Below are 16,819 nucleotides of genomic sequence, written 5' to 3' on the forward strand. Positions count from 1 at the left end.
GCGCGGTGGCAGGATGGGCGGGCTCCCTTCCCCGCGCTCCGAGAGGTCGCTGCCGACCCGTGCCCGCACCGCCCACGCCCACCTCCGTGCCTGCCGCTCGAGCCGCTCACGCCCCCACCGTCCCGGCACGCGGGCCCGGAGGCGTGCCCGGTGCGCGACCCGCGTCGCCCCAGGGACCGCCCGCCGGCCCCTGCCACGTCGACCGCCGCGTCGCTGCGGCGCCTGTACCCGTTCGTCCGCCCGGCGCTGCCCCGCCTCGTGGGCGGGGTGCTCGCCGCGCTCGGCGCGAGCCTCGCGGCGCTCGCGATCCCGCGCGTGCTCGAGCGCGTGGTCAACGGACCGCTCGCCGCCGGGGCGCGCGAGCACGACACGGGCGCCCTCGCCGGCGCGGTCGCGCTCGTCGCCGGCCTCGGCCTGCTGGAGGCGGCGTTCATCCTCGCGCGGCGCAGCTTCGTCATGCTGCCGGGCACGCACGTCGAGGCGCGCATGCGCGTGGCCCTGTACCGGCACCTGCAGGACCTGCCGGTGGCGTTCCACGACCGCTGGGCGGGCGGGCAGCTCCTCTCGCGGTCGATGAGCGACCTCGGGCTCCTGCGCCGGTGGCTGGTCTTCGGGATGCCGACGCTCGTGGTCTCGGCGACCACCATCGTCGTCGGGGTGACGATCCTCATCGTGACCGGCGGGGTGCTCGGGCTCGTGTACCTCGCGGGCGCCGTCCCCGTGACCGTCCTGGCCTTCCGCTTCTCGCGCCGGTACCGCGCGATCTCCCGTCTGTCCCAGGACCAGTCCGGGGACCTCGCCACGACCGTCGAGGAGTCGGTCCACGGCATCCGCGTCCTCAAGGCGTTCGGGCGCGGCCGGGACGCGCTCGACGCGTTCACCGACCAGGCCGACCGGCTGCGGCGCACCGAGATGGCGAAGGCGTCCACGCAGTCGACCGTCACCGCGGCCCTCACCGCGATCCCGGAGCTGACGCTCGGCGTCGCCCTGGTCGTCGGGGTGCTCCAGGCGGCGGACGGGCAGATCAGCGTGGGCGCGCTCGTCGCGTTCTTCGCGACGGCCGCCGTCGTCAGCACGCCCGTGGTCGACCTCGGCACGACGCTGTCGATGACGCTCAACGCCCGCACCGCCGTGGACCGCTACTTCGAGGTCCTCGACACCGAGAGCCCCCTCACCGACCCGGAGCACCCGGTCGACCTGCCCGACCCGCGCGGGGACGTCGCGCTGCGCGGCGTGACGTTCCGCTACGACGACGCGGCCGAGCCCGTCCTGCGCGACGTCGACCTCGAGCTGCCCGCCGGGACGACCACCGCCCTGGTCGGGCTCACCGGGGCCGGCAAGAGCACCCTCGCGATGCTCGTGCCCCGCCTGTACGACGTCACCGAGGGCTCCGTGCGCCTCGACGGCATCGACGTGCGCGACCTGACCCGCACGGCGCTGCGCACGCACGTGGCCGTCGCGTTCGAGGACTCGACGCTGTTCTCCGCGTCCGTGCGCGACAACGTCCTGCTCGGTGCGCCGGCCGACCTCGACGACGCCGCCCGCGACGCTCTGCTCGCCGAGGCGCTCGACGTCGCGCAGGCCGGGTTCGTGCACGACCTGCCGCGCGGTGTCGGCACGACGATCGGGGAGGAGGGCCTGAGCCTGTCCGGCGGGCAGCGGCAGCGCCTCGCGCTCGCACGCGCCATCGCCGCCCGCCCGCGCGTGCTCGTCCTCGACGACCCGCTCTCGGCGCTCGACGTCGCGACCGAGGAGGCCGTCGAGACACGCCTGCGGACGGTCCTCGCGGGCACCACGACGCTGGTCGTGGCTCACCGCCCGTCGACCGTGGCGCTCGCGGACCGCGTCGCCGTGCTTCAGGACGGGCGCATCACCGCCGTCGGCACCCACGCCGACCTCCTCGCCCACGACGCGCACTACCGGCACGTCGTCTCCAGCCTCGAGACCGACGCCGCCGCGCACGGCATCGGCGACCACGACGACGAGCACGAACCCGGCACCGGACGCAGGGAGCACGCATGAGCACGGGGACCGCGGCCGCGCCGCGCGGCGTCGCGGGCGAGGAGGACTCCCAGCTCGACCGGGCGCGCAGCCGCGCGGTGAGCGCACGCTCCCGGGCGCTCCTCGCCGACCTGCTGCGCGCGCGCCGCCGCGCGCTCGCCGGCGCGGCCGTGCTCGTCGTCGTCGCGACCGCTTGTCAGGTCGCCGGGCCGGCGCTCATCGCCGTCGGGATCGACCGCGCGCTCCCCGCGCTGCGCGACGGCGACCCCCGGCCCCTCGTGGCCGTCGGCGTCGTCTACGTGCTCGCGGCGCTCACCGCCGGCCTCGCGATCGGCGCCTACGTGCGCGCTGCCGCCCGCGTCGCGCAGGCCGTGCTGCTCGACCTGCGCCGGCGCGTGTTCCGCCAGACCCAGCGCCTGTCGCTCGAGTTCCACGAGTCGTACACGTCCGGGCGGATCATCTCCCGCCAGACGTCCGACCTCGAGGCGCTGCGCGAGCTCCTCGACGGCGGCCTCACCGGCGTCGTGTCGAGCGTCCTGTTCATGCTCTTCACCGCGATCGGCCTCTTCCTGCTCGACCCGCTCAGCGGCCTCGTGCTCGCCGTCGCCGTCGTGCCCGCCGCGCTGCTCACCCGGTGGTTCCAGAAGCGCTCGCAGCGGTTCTACCGCGCCTCGCGCGTCGCGTCCGCGCGCCTCATCGTCCACTTCGTCGAGACCATGACCGGGATCCGCGCCGTGCAGGCGTTCCGTCGCGAGGCGGCCGACGCGCGCACCTACGCCGCCCTCGCCGAGGACTACCGCGCCGCCAACGCCCGGTCCTTCGGGCTCAACGGCCGCTACGACCCCGGGCTCGTCGTCATCGGCAACGTGACGGTCGTCGTGGCGCTCGCGGTCGGCGGGTGGCGCGTGCTCGACGGCACGATGGACGTCGGCGTCCTGGCCGCCGTCCTGCTGTACACGAAGCGGTTCTTCGGCCCGATCCAGCAGCTCGGGATGTTCTACAACGCGTTCCAGTCGGCCTCCGCGGCGCTGGAGAAGATCTCCGGCCTGCTCGAGGAGGAGCCGACCGTCGCCGAGCCGCGGCACCCCGTCCCGCTCCCGGCCGCGCGCGGCGAGCTGCGTCTCGAGCACGTCCGGTTCGGCTACGGCGCCGGGAGGACCGTCCTGCCGGACCTCGACCTGACGATCCCGGCCGGCCAGACGGTCGCGCTCGTCGGGACGACGGGAGCCGGCAAGTCGACCGTCGCCAAGCTCGTGACCCGCTTCTACGACGCCACGGACGGGACCGTCCGGCTGGACGGCGTCGACGTGCGGGACCTGTCCTCGCGCGACCTGCGGCGCGCCGTCGTCATGGTCACGCAGGAGGCGTACCTGTTCAGCGGGTCGGTCCGGGAGAACATCGCGCTCGGGCGCCCGGACGCGACGCAGGCCGAGGTCGAGGCCGCGGCCCGGGCCGTCGGCGCCCACGAGTTCGTCCTGCGCCTGCCCGAGGGGTACGACACCGACGTGAACAAGCGCGGCGGCCGCGTCTCCGCCGGCCAGCGTCAGCTCCTGTCGTTCGCGCGCGCGTTCCTCGCGGACCCGGCCGTGCTCGTGCTCGACGAGGCGACGAGCTCGCTCGACCTGCCGGGGGAGCGGCTCGTGCAGGAGGGCCTGCGGACGCTGCTCGCCGACCGGACGGCGATCATCATCGCCCACCGCCTGTCGACGGTCGCCGTCGCCGACCGCGTCCTCGTCCTGGCCGACGGCCGCGTGGTGGAGGACGGGACGCCCGCCGAGCTCGTCGCGACGCAGGGCGGGCGCTTCGCCGCGCTCGACGCCGCGTGGCGGGCCTCACTCGTGTGACCGGCGAGCCGACGCACCCACGAGCCCGTCCACGACGGCGCGCGCACCCGGGGGCGGGCGGTCGCCGTACGTCACCGCGAGCACGCGCCGCGACGCGCCCGGCAGCACGTGCGTCACGACGCGCGGGTCGCGGTGGGCGCGCAGCGCGAGCGCGGGGAGCAGCGAGACGCCCACCCCGGCCGCGACGAGAGCCTGCACCGCGACGTAGTCGTCCGTCTCGAACGCCACGCGCGGCGTGAACCCCGCGAGCTCGCACCGGCCCACCAGGTCGGCGCGGCACCGCTCGCACCCGGCGATCCAGGGCGCGTCGGCGAACCGCGCGAGGTCGCACGCGCTCCTCGTGCGCGTGCCCGTGCCCGGTGCCGGTCCGGCCGGCGTCGTCCCGGACGTCACGACCGACAGCTCCTCGTCGAGCACCCGTGCCGCCACCAGCCCGTCCAGGTCGGCGGGCGAGCGGTCGTGCTCGAACACCAGCGCCACGTCCACGGCACCGCGGCGCAGCGCCGCCAGCGCCTCGGGCGGCTCCGCCTCCACGAGCCCGACGGCGAGCCCGGGATGGTCCACGGCGAGGCGCGCGACGACGTCGGGCACGAGCGTCGCGAGCGCCGACGGGAAGGCCGCCAGCCGGACCCGTCCCGCCGCGAGCCCCGCGAGAGCCTCCACCTCCTCGCGCGCCGCACCGACACGGCCCAGGATCTCCTCCGCGCGCGCCGCCAGCAGACGGCCCGCGTCCGTCAGACGGATGCCTCGCCCGACCCGCTCCACGAGCGGCACCCCCACCTCCGCCTCGAGGCGCGCCAGGTGGTGGCTCACCGACGGCTGCGCGTAGTGCAGCGCGCGCGCCGCGCCCGTCACCGACCCCTCGCGCGCCACCGCGGCCAGCACCCGCAGCCTCGTCAGGTCCACGGCGCGACCCCCGACCCCTCGTGCCCGTCGAACCCCGTCCCGTCCACGGGACGAGCGTAGACCGACCCATCGACGACATCGATGGATGCAGCGAAGTCCGGCATTGGACCTATGCGTCGCGCCGGGCCACCGTGGAACCATGACCGCCACCCCCGCCACCCCGGCCACGCCGCCGCACCTCGAGCGCTCGCCCCTCGCCCCGCCCACGGTGCGCGACGTCCTCGACGCGCGCCGCACCCTCGCCACCCACCTCGAGCCCACCCCCGTGCGCACGTACGAGCCGCTCGACACCGCGACCGCGGCGCGCGGCGTCGTCAAGCACGAGAGCCTCCAGCCCACCGGGGCGTTCAAGGTCCGCGGAGCCCTGAACCTCCTGCTGCGCTCCGCCCCCGAGGACCGTGCCCGCGGCGTCGTCGCGTTCTCCACGGGCAACCACGCGCAGGCCGTCGCGTACGCCGCACGGTCCACGGGCACGCCCTGCACGATCGTCATGCCCACGGACCCGAACCCCACCAAGGCCCACGCGGTGCGCGCCCTCGGCGCGCGGCTCGTCCTGCACGGCGCCACGTTCGACGACGCCCGGGAGCACGCGACGGCGCTCGCGGGCGAGAACGGCGCGCGCCTGGTGAGCGCCGCGAACGAGCCGCTGCTCGTCGCCGGTGTCGCGACGGCGTACCTCGAGCTGCTGGAGCAGGTGCCGGACCTCGACGTGGTCGTCGTCCCGGTGGGCGGGGGCAGCGGGGCCGCGGCCGCGTGCCTCGTCGCGCGTGCGCTGGCGCCCGACCTCGAGGTCGTCGCCGTGCAGTCCTCGGCGTCGCCGGCGGCCCACGACTCGTGGCGCGCGGGCGCGCTGCGGACGGTGCGCAGCAGGAGCCGCGCGGAGGGCCTCGCGACCGGGTGCGGGTTCGCGCTCACGCAGGCGGTCCTGCGCGAGAACCTCGACGACTTCGTCCTCGTGGACGACGACGCGCTGGACCGTGCGGCCGGTCTCCTCCTCACCGGGGCGCGCACCGTCGCGGAGAGCGCCGGCGCGGCCGGGCTCGCCGCAGTCCTCGCCGACCGGGGCCGGTTCGCCGGCCGTCGCGTCGGCGTGGTGTGCACAGGAGGCAACGCGAGCCCGGCCGAGCTGCGCCGTGTGCTCGCCGCGGTCGCGGCCTAGGCTCTGCCGCATGGCCCGCTACCTCGACGTGCACCCGGACAACCCGCAGCCGCGCGCGATCGCGCAGGTCGTCGCGCTGCTCGGCGACGGCGGGCTCGTCGCGTACCCCACCGACTCCGGCTACGCGCTCGGGTGCCGCATGGACGACCGCGAGGGCACGGAGCGCATCCGGCGCATCCGCCACCTCGACGACAAGCACCACTTCACGCTCGTGTGCGCGGACTTCGCCCAGCTCGGCCACTTCGTCATGGTCGACAACTCGGCGTTCCGCGCGATCAAGGCCGCCACCCCCGGCCCGTACACGTTCATCCTCCGCGCGACGTCGGAGGTGCCGCGCCGCCTCGCGCACCCGCGGAAGAGGACCGTGGGCGTGCGCATCCCGGACGACACCGTCGCCCAGGCGATCGTCGCCGCGCTGGGCGAGCCCATCCTGTCGAGCTCCCTCATCCTCCCGGGCTCGGCCGAGGCGCTCACCGACGGGTGGGCCATCAAGGAGGAGCTCGACCACGTGATCGACGCCGTCGTCGACGGCGGCGAGCGGGGCAGCGCGCCCACCACGGTCGTCGACGTGTCCGACGGCGTGCCCGAGGTCGTGCGCGTCGGGGCCGGCGACCCGTCGCGCTTCGAGTAGCCCGGCCCGACGCGCCGTCGAACGACCACGCCGTCGCGCCGTCGCGCCGGCGGGATCAGGCGGCCGGGCCGAGGAGCCGCCGCATCCGGGGAAGGTCCACCGGGTCGACGAGCACCGCGAGCTCGTGCCGGACCCACCAGGCGCCCGTGCGGCGGCGTTCGTCGCGCGTCGAGAACCGGTACCGGAAGAGCCGCGCGCGGACCCAGCGCGGCGCCGGCCCGGACGGGTCGCGCGCGAACGGGTCGGCGCGCAGCAGGCGCAGCGTCGCCGGATCGGCCTCGAGGAGCCGCAGGAGCAGCACCTCGAACCACCGGACCTCCGGCGAGCCCAGGGCGAGGAACCACATCTGCCAGTCGAGGCGCAGGTGGTACGGCGCGACCTGCGGCGGACGGCGACGCACGTCTCCCGGCTTGCCGCGGAACGCATACTCGACCCAGTCGTCCGGCCCGGGGGAGCGCGCCGTCGAGCCCTCCAGCACCACCTCGTCGCGTCGTCGCGTCACCGACCCGAACGCGCCGTAGGCGTTGACGAGCCGGAACGGGTCGAAGCTCGCGTTCATGAGCTGGCGCCGCGCCACGAGGTTGCGCGCCGGGCGGTAGCCCAGCACGAGCAGCAGCGCGCTCACCGCGACGACCACCACGACCAGGCCTGCCGGGCCGCCGAGGCCGCCCGCGCCGTCGGGCACCGCACCAGCACCCGTATCCACCGACGGGGACGAGCCCCCGACGCCGAGCCAGCCGCCCACGGCCGCCCACGACCCGTCGCTCACGAGCGACAGCCCCAGCACCACGGTCAACCAGTTCAGCCACGCGAAGTTCCCCGTCACCACGAGCCACAGCTGCGTGAGCACGACGGCCGCGCCCGCCCACGACGCCACCGGCTGCGGCGCGAAGAACAGGAACGGGACCACGAGCTGCGTCACGTGGTTCCCCGCCACCTCCACCCGGTGCCACCACCGCGGCGCGTGGTGCGCGTGCCAGGAGAACGGTCCGGGCAGCGGCTGCGTCTCGTGGTGGTAGTCCAGCGCCGTCAGGTCGCGCCACGCCCTGTCCCCGCGGACCTTGATGAGCCCCGCGCCGAGCTCGACCCGGAACAGGCACCACCGCACCAGCAGGACCACCAGCAGTGGAGGCGCCACCTGCTCGCCCGACGAGCCCAGCCACGCCACGAGGAACGTCACCTCGCACAGCAACGACTCCCACCCGAACCCGTAGAACCGCCCCCCGGCGTTCACCACCGACAGGTAGACCGCCCACAGGAGCAGGAAGGCGAGCGTCGTGACCCACCACGGCCCGCGCTGCGGCACGCCCACCACGAGCAGGGCCGCGAGCGTCGCACCACCCCACCCGAGGCCGACGACGAACCCGTCGGAGCAGCGCCACCGCAGCACGCTCGGAGCGTCCCGCCACCGCGTCCGGTCCAGCACCCGCACCGCCGGCGTCAGTCCCCGCACGCCCAGCAACGGCCGCCACTGGCGCACCACCGCCCAGAACGCCACCACGAGCACCGCCGCCGTGCCGCGCTGCAGCACCTCGCGCGCGACGTCGTAGTCCCCGGCCCAGAACCACGAGCCCAGCCAGTCGGCCGCTGCGACCACCGACGCGTCGTCCATCACCCCACGGTAGGCATGTGACCCGCGTCTCACCCGCCCGGCCGAGCCCGCGGCCCGCACCCGCCCCTAGCATCGGGACATGAGCAGCCAGACGAGCGGCACCGGCCTGGACCAGTCCCAGCAGCGCATGCGCGAGGCCGGCGTCGCACCCGCCGCCATCGACGTCTTCACGCGCTTCTACCGCCTCCTCGAGTCCGGCGAGACCGGGATGATCCCCGAGGCGGACGTCGAACCCCTCACCGACGTCGCCCGTCGCGACGCGATCGACGTCACCGACGACGACGCGCGCACCGCCCTCGACCGCACCGCGATCATCAAGCTCAACGGCGGCCTCGGCACCTCCATGGGCATGGACCGCGCCAAGTCGCTGCTGACCGTCCGCGACACCGACCCGCAGCACGCGGGCTCCGGACCCCTGACGTTCCTCGACGTCATCGTCGCCCAGGTCCGCGCCGCCCGGCGCGCCACCGGCGCCACCCTCCCGCTGCTCCTCATGAACAGCTTCCGCACCCAGGCCGACACCCTCGCCGCGCTCGCCCCCCACGACGACCTCCCCGTCGACGGGCTCCCGCTCGACTTCCTCCAGAACCGCGAGCCCAAGCTGCGCGCCGCCGACCTCACCCCCGTCGACTGGCCCGCCGAGCCCGAGCTCGAGTGGTGCCCGCCCGGGCACGGCGACCTCTACACCGCCCTCTACGCGTCCGGGGCGCTCCGCGCGCTCCTCGACGCCGGCTACCGCTACGCCAGCGTCTCCAACTCCGACAACCTCGGCGCCGCCCCCGACGCCGCCATGGCCGGCTGGTTCGCCGCCTCCGGCGCACCCTTCGCCGCCGAGGTCGCCCTGCGCACCCCCGCCGACCGCAAGGGCGGCCACCTCGTCGTCCGCCGCGCCGACGGCCGCATCGTCCTGCGCGAGACCGCCCAGACACCCGACGCCGACGCGGACGCCGCCGCCGACATCACCCGCCACCGGTACTTCAACACCAACAACCTCTGGTTCGACCTCGAGGCGCTCGCGGCCGAGCTCGAGCGGACCGGCGGCGTGCTCGAGCTGCCGCTCATCCGCAACACCAAGACGGTGGACCCGACCGACGCGTCGTCCCCCGAGGTCGTGCAGATCGAGTCCGCCATGGGCGCGGCCGTCGAGGTGTTCGACGGCGCCGTGGCGATCGAGGTGGGCCGCGACCGGTTCCTGCCCGTGAAGACGACGAACGACCTGCTGGTGCTGCGCTCGGACGTGTACGACCTCGACGACGCCTACCGCTTCGTCGCGCAGACCGACGCGCCGTTCGTCGACCTCGACACGGCGCACTTCAAGACCATCGCGGGGTTCGACGCGCGCTTCGACGAGGGCACGCCGTCGCTGCGGGCCGCCCGGTCGCTCACGGTGCGGGGGGACTGGTCGTTCGGCGGGGGCGTGCGGGTCGTCGGCGACGCCCGGCTCGACGACGAGGGCGGCGCCGCGCGCGTGCCCGACGGCGCGGTCGTCGGCCCGGACGGCGTGAGCGCCTGACGGGCCGCGTCCGGGCGGGGCCGCTCTGCCGTGCCCGTGCCCGGCGCGGGGCTCAGCGGTCCAGGTCGACGACGCGGTCCTCGCCGCGGAGCGACCGCAGCGTGCCGGCCGAGACGGCCGCGAGGTCGGCGTCGAACCGGGCGAGGTCGGCCGGGGCGACGAGCAGCGTGAAGCGCGCGACCTCGCCGTACACGACGCCGGCGAGGACGGCGTCGTGCGCGCCGGCCCAGTCGCGGAGGACGCCGTGCAGGCGTCCGGCGTCGGCGTGGGGGACGTCGACCGTGACGACGGTGCGCACCGCGCGGCGCACGACACGCGCGACGTCCAGGGCCTCGCTCACCGCCGACGAGTAGGCACGGACCAGCCCGCCGGCACCGAGCAGCACCCCGCCGAAGTACCGCGTGACGACCGCGACGACGTCGGTGAGCCCGCGGTGCCGAAGCACCTCGAGCATGGGTGCGCCGGCGGTGCCGGAGGGCTCGCCGTCGTCCGTCGAGCGCTGCCGGTCCGCGTGCGGGCCGACGACGAGCGCGACGCAGTGGTGGCGGGCGTCCCAGTGCTCCTTGCGCACCCGCGCGACCACCGCGTCCGCCGCAGCGACGCTCGTCACCGGTGCGAGGTGGGCGAGGAACCGCGACCGCTTGACGACCAGCTCGTGGTCGACGGGGACCGCGATCGTGCTCGGCAGCTCCCCGGGACCTGCGCTCGTGGCCACGTTCCGACCCTCGCGGCCGGTCAGTCGGTGCCGCTCTCCATCGCGGCGCGGTCGAGCAGCTCGTCGTCGGCGTCCACCGTCCCGCGGGACGCGATCACCTCGGCGCCGCCCTCGGCCATCGCGCCGATGAGCGCGGTGGAGCCCTGGTCGGCACCGACGAGCGTCGCGTGCGCGCTGCCGACGATCCCGAGCCCCGCGTACTGCTCGAGCTTGGCGCGCGAGTCGGCGATGTCGAGGTTGCGCATGGTGAGCTGGCCGATGCGGTCCATCGGTCCGAACGCCGAGTCCTCCGTGCGCTCCATCGACAGCTTGTCCGGGTGGTAGCTGAACGCCGGGCCGGACGTGTCCATCACGGAGTAGTCCTCGCCGCGGCGCAGCCGGAGCGTCACCTCGCCCGTCACGGCCGTGCTGACCCAGCGCTGCAGGGACTCGCGGATCATGAGGGCCTGGGGGTCGAGCCAGCGGCCCTCGTACATGAGGCGCCCGAGGCGCCGGCCCTCGTTGTGGTACTGCGCGAGCGTGTCCTCGTTGTGGATCGCGTTGACGAGCCGCTCGTAGGCGGCGTGCAGCAGCGCCATCCCGGGGGCCTCGTAGATGCCGCGGCTCTTGGCCTCGATGATCCGGTTCTCGATCTGGTCGGACATGCCGAGGCCGTGCCGGCCACCGACCGCGTTCGCGGCCGTCACCAGGTCGACGGCGGAGTCGAACTCCTGTCCGTCGATCGTCACGGGACGGCCCTCGTGGAAGCCGATCGTCACGTCCTCCGTGGCGATCTCGACCTCAGGGTCCCAGAAGCGCACGCCCATGATCGGCTCGACGGTCTCGACGCCCGTGTCGAGGTGCTCGAGCGTCTTCGCCTCGTGCGTGGCCCCCCAGATGTTGGCGTCGGTGGAGTACGCCTTCTCGGTGCTGTCGCGGTAGGGCAGCCCGTGCGCGAGCAGCCACTGCGACATCTCGGTGCGGCCGCCCAGCTCGGTGACGAAGTCGGCGTCGAGCCACGGCTTGTAGATGCGCAGGTGCGGGTTCGCGAGCAGGCCGTAGCGGTAGAAGCGCTCGATGTCGTTGCCCTTGAACGTCGACCCGTCACCCCAGATCTGCACGTCGTCCTCGTGCATGGCGCGCACGAGGAGGGTGCCGGTGACGGCACGGCCCAGGGGAGTGGTGTTGAAGTACGCGCGCCCGCCCGAGCGGATGTGGAACGCGCCGCACGCGAGCGCGGCGAGGCCCTCCTCGACCAGCGCGGAGCGGCAGTCGACCAGCCGAGCCACCTCCGCGCCGTACGCCGTCGCACGGCCCGGCACCGACGCGATGTCCGGCTCGTCGTACTGGCCGATGTCGGCGGTGTAGGTGCAGGGCACGGCGCCCTTGTCGCGCATCCAGGCGACGGCGACGGACGTGTCGAGACCGCCGGAGAACGCGATGCCGACGCGCTCGCCGACGGGCAGGGAGGTGAGGACCTTGGACATGGAGAAGAGTATGCGGCATTGCGCATAGGTATGCAAAGACGACTGCGGGTGCGCACTGCGGCGCCTCGCGGTCTGCGCGCGGTGGTCCGTCCGGGGCGTGTCGCTCCACAGTAAAAGTGTGCCAAGCATCTACGGTCACCGCATGGACGCAGACCTGGACCGCCACGCCTCGCCCGGACCGGAGGAGCCGCCCGGGACGCCGGCGGGTCGCTATCCGCGGCCGACCGTCTCGCTCGCCGAGGCGGAGTGGGTGTGGCGCCTGCTCGCGACCGAGGCGATGGTCGAGGCGGCGAAGCCCGAGACCGTGCGGCTCGCCGTCATCACCGGGCTGACGCGCGCGACGGGCGCGCGCTACTCCGACCTGCTGCGGTGCACCGCCGACGCGATCGACCTCGGGCCGGCGTCGCCGCACGCGGGGGAGGGGCGCGTCGTGCTCACGCACGGCAAGCACCGCACCGTGCGCGAGCACGTGCTCAGCGCGAGCGTCGTCGTGGTGCTGCGTCGGTGGATGGCGGTCCGCGAGGAGCTCGCGGCGGGGCTCGAGGGCTCGGTGCCGCGCGCGCTGCTCCTCACGGTGCACCACACGCACGACAACGGGGTGACGATCTCGAGCGGGCTGCCGATCACGAAGCAGGGCCTCGTGCTCTCGTGGCGGCGCTTCGTCCATCGGACGAACGCCCGGTACGGCGGGGTCCGTGCGCCGCTGCCCACCCGGTTCGAGCAGGTGCGCCGCGCGTGGGTCGAGGCGTCAGGCCCCGTCGGGGCGGACGGCGTCCTCGTCGGGCCCGGGCTCGGTGCGGACGCCGGGCGGGACGCCCTCCTCGCCGCCGAGCTCCTGGAAGATCGTCACGTGGAGCCCGGCGGGGGCGTCGAGCCGTGAGTTGAGGGAGTTCCAGGGTGTGCGCGTCGGGGGAGCGACGAGCTGCGCCCCGGCGTCGACGAGGCGCGCGGTCGTCGTCCCGGCGTCGGCCACCTCGAACGCGACGCGCAGGTGCCCGGCCACCTGCCGCCCCACCTCGAGGTCGTCGATCGCGCGCTTGTGCGCAGGGTTGGCGATCTCGAGCGTCGCACGGCCGACGTCGAGGATGGCGACCCGCTCGTCGTCGCCGTCGGCGTAGGCGACCAGCTCGGGGAGGCCCAGCACGTCACGGTAGAAGGCGAGGGCGGTGTCGTAGTCCTCGGCCTCGACGACGAGACGGAGCTGGCGGACGGGCGGTTCGGAGGCGGGCACGTCCCCACGCTACGTCACCGTCGAAATTAATAGTGTGCCAAGCGCACGACAACGCCGCCCAGGCGAGCGAGCACGTCACCACCGAGCACTGACAAGCGGGCAGCGCGAAGGGCGCGCCTCCCAGGGGGAGACGCGCCCTTCGACGGCGTTCGGTCAGGGCTCGCCGACGGCGCCCTTCGCCGCCTGTGCTGCGGCGCCCTTCTCGGTGTCGGCGCCGGCGGTGGAGAGGTCGCCACCGGTGGACTCCAGGTGCGCCCGGACGAACCAGTGGAACAGCTCGAGCTCGTGCAGGTGCCCGATGAGCAGGTCGTTCGTCACGTCGTCGAGGCCCTCGGTCGCGGTCGCGGCCTCGCGGTGGTCGGTGATGACCCCGACGTACACCTCGTCGAGCGCGCCGAGGTGCGCGATGGTCGAGTCGCGCCCGAGGGAGTAGTCCTCCCACGTCCGTGCGGCGACGAGGGCACCGGGCGTGCCCTGGGGCGAGACGCCGAGGGTGGCGATGCGCTCGGCGATGGCGTCCACCATCGCGCGGACGGCGTCGACCTGCGGGTCGATCATCTCGTGGACCGCGATGAAGTGCGGTCCGACGACGTTCCAGTGGATGTGCTTGAGGGTGAGCTGGAGGTCGTTCAGCGCGTGCAGACGCTGCTGCAGGATCTCGGCGGCCTTCCCTCCCTCCTCGGGGGTGAGCGACGGGACGGTGTACTTCGGCAGGTCGGGACGAGCAGCCATGTGGCGCCTCCTCGTGTCGGTGCGCACGCCGCGGGTCGCGGCGGACGGGCGGACGGCTCCGTCGCCTCCATCCTGGTGCGGGAGCGAGCCGCACGCAGGTCGAGCGTCAGTCCCGCGGCAGGACGAGCACGGTCAGGGCGAGGAGTGCGAGCCCGCCGAGCGCGACACCGGCCGGCACGACGGACGCCCCGGCGACGAGCAGGAGCACGAGCCCGACGAGCTGGAGCCCGACCTGGATCACGACGAGGCGGCGCAGGTCCGGCAGGAGCGCGCGCACCTCGACCCGCGCCGTCGGCGGGACGTGCGCGCACCACCACGAGAGCCGGAGGACGAGGTGCGCGAGCGGCAGCAGCGCGAGGACGACCGCGTCGAAGGGCCCGGGACCGCCGGCGAGCGCGAGCCCGCCGAGGACCACGAGGACGTGGGGGACCGGTGGACGGCACAGCCCTGCGACGACCGCCCCCACGAGCACGGCGAGGCTCCACCGCAGGGCCGGGTCGCCCACGACGGGCTGCAGCGCGATCCCCGTGTACGCGGCGGCGACGAGCAGGAGCGCGACGCGCAGCGCGAGCCCGCCGACGGTCGTGCCGGTGTCGACGTCGACGCGGGGCGGTGCCGCCGCCCCCGCGGTGTCGCGCGACACGAGGGGCCCGCTCATCGGGCACCGCCGCGGCCGGCTCGCGGGGCGCGCGCGAGGCGACGCTCGTGCTGGCGCGCGGCCGTCTCGAGCGCGGCGCGGGCGTCGGGCTCCGTCCGTCCTGCGTCCGTGCGGGTGTCCGGCACCCACGGCACGACGTCGACGCCGGCCCCGCGCAGGGAGGCGACGCGGTCCTCGCGCTCGCGTCGCGTGATCTGCCAGGCGAGGAGCACCCGGCGGTCCGCGTCCGCCACGGAGACCGGTGGGAGCGTGTCGACGACCACGACGACGTGACCGGCGTCGTGCCACTGCCGCGCGAGGCGCGGCGCCTCGTCGTCGAGCAGGGTCGAGAAGAGGTACACGGCCGCGCCGGCGGGGACCTGCGGGGGCCGCAGGCGCGTCGAGGGGTCGCCGACCGGTCGCGCGAGCGCGAGCCCGTGCAGGACGCGGCGCAGGTGACGTCGGCCGCCGCCGGGGCGCACGGGCCGCCGGACCTGCCCGAGGTCGTCGAGCGCGATGCGGTCCCCGGCGTCGAGGACGACCTGCGCGACGGACGCCGCGGCGTGGCGCGCGAGGTCGAGAGACGTCGCCTCGTCCGGACGCCGGAAGCCCACCCCGCCCCACGTCGTGAGGTCGGGCCCGACCTCGTCGCGCGAGTCGAGGACGAGCACCACGGTGGCCTCCGCGGTGCCGAACGTGCGGCGCACGTACAGCGTGTCCAGCGCCGGGGAGCGTCGCGCGGTCGCACGCCAGTCGACGCGTCGCACGGAGTCCCCGGGACGGAAGGCGTCGACGTCGCGCAGCTCCGAGCCCTCGCCGGGCCGCCGTGACGTGTGCGGACCGGCGAGTCCCCGGAGGCGGGAGGCGAGCGGCACCCGGCCCAGCGCCACCGGTCGCGGCAGGACGAGGAGCGGCGGCCCGACCGTCGTCGTCGGGACCTGCTCCTCGACCCCCTCGGGCCCGTACGCCGCGTGGTCCACCCGGTAGGACGGCTGCGGTCCGGTGCGCGCGGAGCGCGTGCGCACGGCGATGTCCCGCTCCGCCACGCCCCTGACGGCGAGGGTGCGCTCGGCGGTGAGGTTCGCCGGACCGACCACGCGGACGCTCACGGCCTCCACGCCCGGCGGGGACGTGACCCGCAGCCGGGCACCGAGGGTGCCGGCGGGGGCGTCGGTGTCGGGCACGACGTCGACCGTCACGAAGCCCTCCGGGCGGCGCGACTGCCCCCACGTCGCGCTGAGCAGAGCCGGCAGCCCCAGGAGCGCGACGTCGGCGCGGCGTGCCACGAGCCCGATGGCGAGCAGGACGACCCCGACGCTCGTCCCCGCCACGAGCACCGTCGTGGTGCGCCACACGGGCGTGGTCGCCGGGCGGTCGCGCGTGCTCACCCGCGCCCGCCGGCGACGGTGCTGGGGCCCGGGACCGTGGCGAGCAGCGAACGCACCAGCGTCTCGGGGTGCCGGTCGGCGGCCCAGGCCGCGGGGGTGAGGGTGAGGCGGTGGGCGAGGACGGGGACGGCGACGCGCTTGACGTCCTCGGGCAGGACGAAGTCGCGACCGTCCAGCACCGCGACGCTGCGGGCGAGGAGCGCGAGGTTCTGGGAGCCGCGGGGTGAGGCGCCGACCTCGAGCGCCTCGTGCGTGCGGGTGGCGGCCGCGAGGTCCACGCAGTAGCCGATGACGTCCGGGTCGACGTCCACGCTCTCGACGCCGGCCTGCATGGCGAGGACGGTGCGGTGGTCCACGACCTGGCTGACCGTGGGGTCGTCGTGGCGGCGCGCGACGCGGCGGGCGAGGACCTCGCGCTCCTCGTCGCGCGCGGGGTAGCCGACGGCGAGGCGGACCATGAAGCGGTCGAGCTGGGCCTCGGGGAGCGGGTAGGTGCCCTCGTACTCGACGGGGTTGGAGGTGGCGACGACGTGGAACGGCCGGGGCAGGGGGTGGGTGGTGCCGTCGACCGTGACCTGCCGCTCGGCCATGGCCTCGAGCAGCGCGGACTGGGTCTTGGGAGCGGTGCGGTTGATCTCGTCGGCGAGGAAGAGGCCGGTGAAGACGGGGCCGGGCCGGAACTCGAAGGTGCGGGTGGCGGGGTCGTAGACGGGCGACCCGGTGATGTCGGAGGGCAGGAGGTCCGGGGTGCACTGGAGCCGCGCGAAGTCGAGGCCGAGGGCGCGGGCGAGGCTGCGTGCGGCGAGCGTCTTGCCGAGGCCGGGGACGTCCTCGAAGAGCACGTGCCCGCCGGCCAGGACGGTGGCGAGGGCGAGCGTGAGCGTCTCGCGCATGCCGACGACGGCGGTGGCCACCTCGTCGAGGATCGCCTGGGCGTGCGCGGCGACGTCGGTGACGGAGAGTGCCGCGACGTCGTGGGCGTTC

At 75.2% G+C, this 16,819-nt stretch carries 14 protein-coding genes; 5 read left to right on the plus strand and 9 right to left on the minus strand.

The features are described from left to right. The first annotated feature begins 150 nt into the window (after nucleotides 1–150). Complete coding sequence (locus tag ACWPWV_RS15795) at nucleotides 151–2,022, plus strand: ABC transporter ATP-binding protein (RefSeq protein ID WP_454043894.1); 1,872 nt, start codon at nucleotides 151–153, stop codon at nucleotides 2,020–2,022. After that, a complete protein-coding gene (locus ACWPWV_RS15800) occupies nucleotides 2,019–3,845 on the plus strand; it encodes an ABC transporter ATP-binding protein (protein WP_454043895.1) in 1,827 nt (608 codons plus the stop codon). The genes ACWPWV_RS15795 and ACWPWV_RS15800 overlap by 4 nt, the downstream gene beginning before the upstream one ends. Here the strand turns inward: ACWPWV_RS15800 and ACWPWV_RS15805 are convergent. Continuing rightward, complete coding sequence (locus tag ACWPWV_RS15805; protein WP_454043896.1) at nucleotides 3,834–4,751, minus strand: LysR family transcriptional regulator; 918 nt, start codon at nucleotides 4,749–4,751, stop codon at nucleotides 3,834–3,836. The two genes, ACWPWV_RS15800 and ACWPWV_RS15805, sit on opposite strands and share 12 nt — an antisense overlap. 139 nt (nucleotides 4,752–4,890) lie before the next feature. On the opposite strand from ACWPWV_RS15805, the gene ACWPWV_RS15810 reads away from it, so the two are divergent. After that, on the plus strand, nucleotides 4,891–5,910 hold the full coding sequence (locus ACWPWV_RS15810; protein ID WP_454043897.1) for a threonine ammonia-lyase: 1,020 nt from the start codon (nucleotides 4,891–4,893) through the stop codon (nucleotides 5,908–5,910). 10 nt (nucleotides 5,911–5,920) lie between these two features. Further along, nucleotides 5,921–6,541 carry an L-threonylcarbamoyladenylate synthase gene (locus ACWPWV_RS15815; RefSeq protein WP_454043898.1) on the plus strand — a complete coding sequence of 207 codons (621 nt, stop codon included), beginning with the start codon at nucleotides 5,921–5,923 and terminating at the stop codon, nucleotides 6,539–6,541. A gap of 55 nt (nucleotides 6,542–6,596) precedes the next feature. Here the strand turns inward: ACWPWV_RS15815 and ACWPWV_RS15820 are convergent, their stop codons facing one another. Further along, nucleotides 6,597–8,153 (minus strand): lipase maturation factor family protein, encoded by a 1,557-nt coding sequence (locus ACWPWV_RS15820; RefSeq protein ID WP_454043899.1) that lies wholly within the window; start codon nucleotides 8,151–8,153, stop codon nucleotides 6,597–6,599. Nucleotides 8,154–8,232: 79 nt separating this feature from the next. Here ACWPWV_RS15820 and ACWPWV_RS15825 point away from each other — a divergent pair, with 79 nt between their 5' ends. Then, complete coding sequence (locus ACWPWV_RS15825) at nucleotides 8,233–9,666, plus strand: UTP--glucose-1-phosphate uridylyltransferase (protein ID WP_454043900.1); 1,434 nt, start codon at nucleotides 8,233–8,235, stop codon at nucleotides 9,664–9,666. 52 nt (nucleotides 9,667–9,718) lie between these two features. Here the strand turns inward: ACWPWV_RS15825 and ACWPWV_RS15830 are convergent, their stop codons facing one another. The 7 genes from ACWPWV_RS15830 to ACWPWV_RS15860 all read right to left on the minus strand — a co-directional run bounded on the left by ACWPWV_RS15830 (nucleotide 9,719) and on the right by ACWPWV_RS15860 (nucleotide 16,761). Continuing rightward, on the minus strand, nucleotides 9,719–10,381 hold the full coding sequence (locus ACWPWV_RS15830; protein ID WP_454043901.1) for an IMPACT family protein: 663 nt from the start codon (nucleotides 10,379–10,381) through the stop codon (nucleotides 9,719–9,721). A gap of 20 nt (nucleotides 10,382–10,401) precedes the next feature. Beyond that, nucleotides 10,402–11,847 carry an argininosuccinate synthase gene (gene argG / locus ACWPWV_RS15835; protein WP_454043902.1) on the minus strand — a complete coding sequence of 482 codons (1,446 nt, stop codon included), beginning with the start codon at nucleotides 11,845–11,847 and terminating at the stop codon, nucleotides 10,402–10,404. Nucleotides 11,848–12,595: 748 nt separating this feature from the next. Next, nucleotides 12,596–13,078, minus strand: a complete 483-nt coding sequence (locus tag ACWPWV_RS15840; protein WP_454043903.1) for a VOC family protein — start codon at nucleotides 13,076–13,078, stop codon at nucleotides 12,596–12,598. A 153-nt stretch (nucleotides 13,079–13,231) separates the two neighbouring features. Next, complete coding sequence (locus ACWPWV_RS15845; protein ID WP_454043904.1) at nucleotides 13,232–13,810, minus strand: Dps family protein; 579 nt, start codon at nucleotides 13,808–13,810, stop codon at nucleotides 13,232–13,234. A 106-nt stretch (nucleotides 13,811–13,916) separates the two neighbouring features. Next, entirely contained in the window at nucleotides 13,917–14,468 is a 552-nt protein-coding gene (locus ACWPWV_RS15850) for a hypothetical protein (RefSeq protein WP_454043905.1), read from the minus strand. Beyond that, nucleotides 14,465–15,835, minus strand: a complete 1,371-nt coding sequence (locus tag ACWPWV_RS15855; protein ID WP_454043906.1) for a DUF58 domain-containing protein — start codon at nucleotides 15,833–15,835, stop codon at nucleotides 14,465–14,467. Before ACWPWV_RS15855 ends, ACWPWV_RS15850 begins: the two co-directional genes overlap by 4 nt. Beyond that, nucleotides 15,832–16,761 (minus strand): AAA family ATPase, encoded by a 930-nt coding sequence (locus ACWPWV_RS15860; protein WP_454044560.1) that lies wholly within the window; start codon nucleotides 16,759–16,761, stop codon nucleotides 15,832–15,834. Before ACWPWV_RS15860 ends, ACWPWV_RS15855 begins: the two co-directional genes overlap by 4 nt. Nucleotides 16,762–16,819: the final 58 nt, after the last annotated feature.

The sequence above is a fragment of the Cellulosimicrobium sp. Marseille-Q8652 genome (assembly GCF_965112045.1).

Excerpts from the sequence above, each read along its gene's own strand:
- ACWPWV_RS15800 (WP_454043895.1), top strand. The coding sequence starts at position 2,019 with ATGAGCACGGGGACCGCGGCCGCGCCGCGCGGCGTCGCGGGCGAGGAG.
- ACWPWV_RS15810 (WP_454043897.1), top strand. The coding sequence starts at position 4,891 with ATGACCGCCACCCCCGCCACCCCGGCCACGCCGCCGCACCTCGAGCGC.
- ACWPWV_RS15815 (WP_454043898.1), top strand. The coding sequence starts at position 5,921 with ATGGCCCGCTACCTCGACGTGCACCCGGACAACCCGCAGCCGCGCGCG.
- ACWPWV_RS15820 (WP_454043899.1), bottom strand. The coding sequence starts at position 8,153 with ATGGACGACGCGTCGGTGGTCGCAGCGGCCGACTGGCTGGGCTCGTGG.
- ACWPWV_RS15825 (WP_454043900.1), top strand. The coding sequence starts at position 8,233 with ATGAGCAGCCAGACGAGCGGCACCGGCCTGGACCAGTCCCAGCAGCGC.
- argG (WP_454043902.1), bottom strand. The coding sequence starts at position 11,847 with ATGTCCAAGGTCCTCACCTCCCTGCCCGTCGGCGAGCGCGTCGGCATC.
- ACWPWV_RS15845 (WP_454043904.1), bottom strand. The coding sequence starts at position 13,810 with ATGGCTGCTCGTCCCGACCTGCCGAAGTACACCGTCCCGTCGCTCACC.
- ACWPWV_RS15850 (WP_454043905.1), bottom strand. The coding sequence starts at position 14,468 with ATGAGCGGGCCCCTCGTGTCGCGCGACACCGCGGGGGCGGCGGCACCG.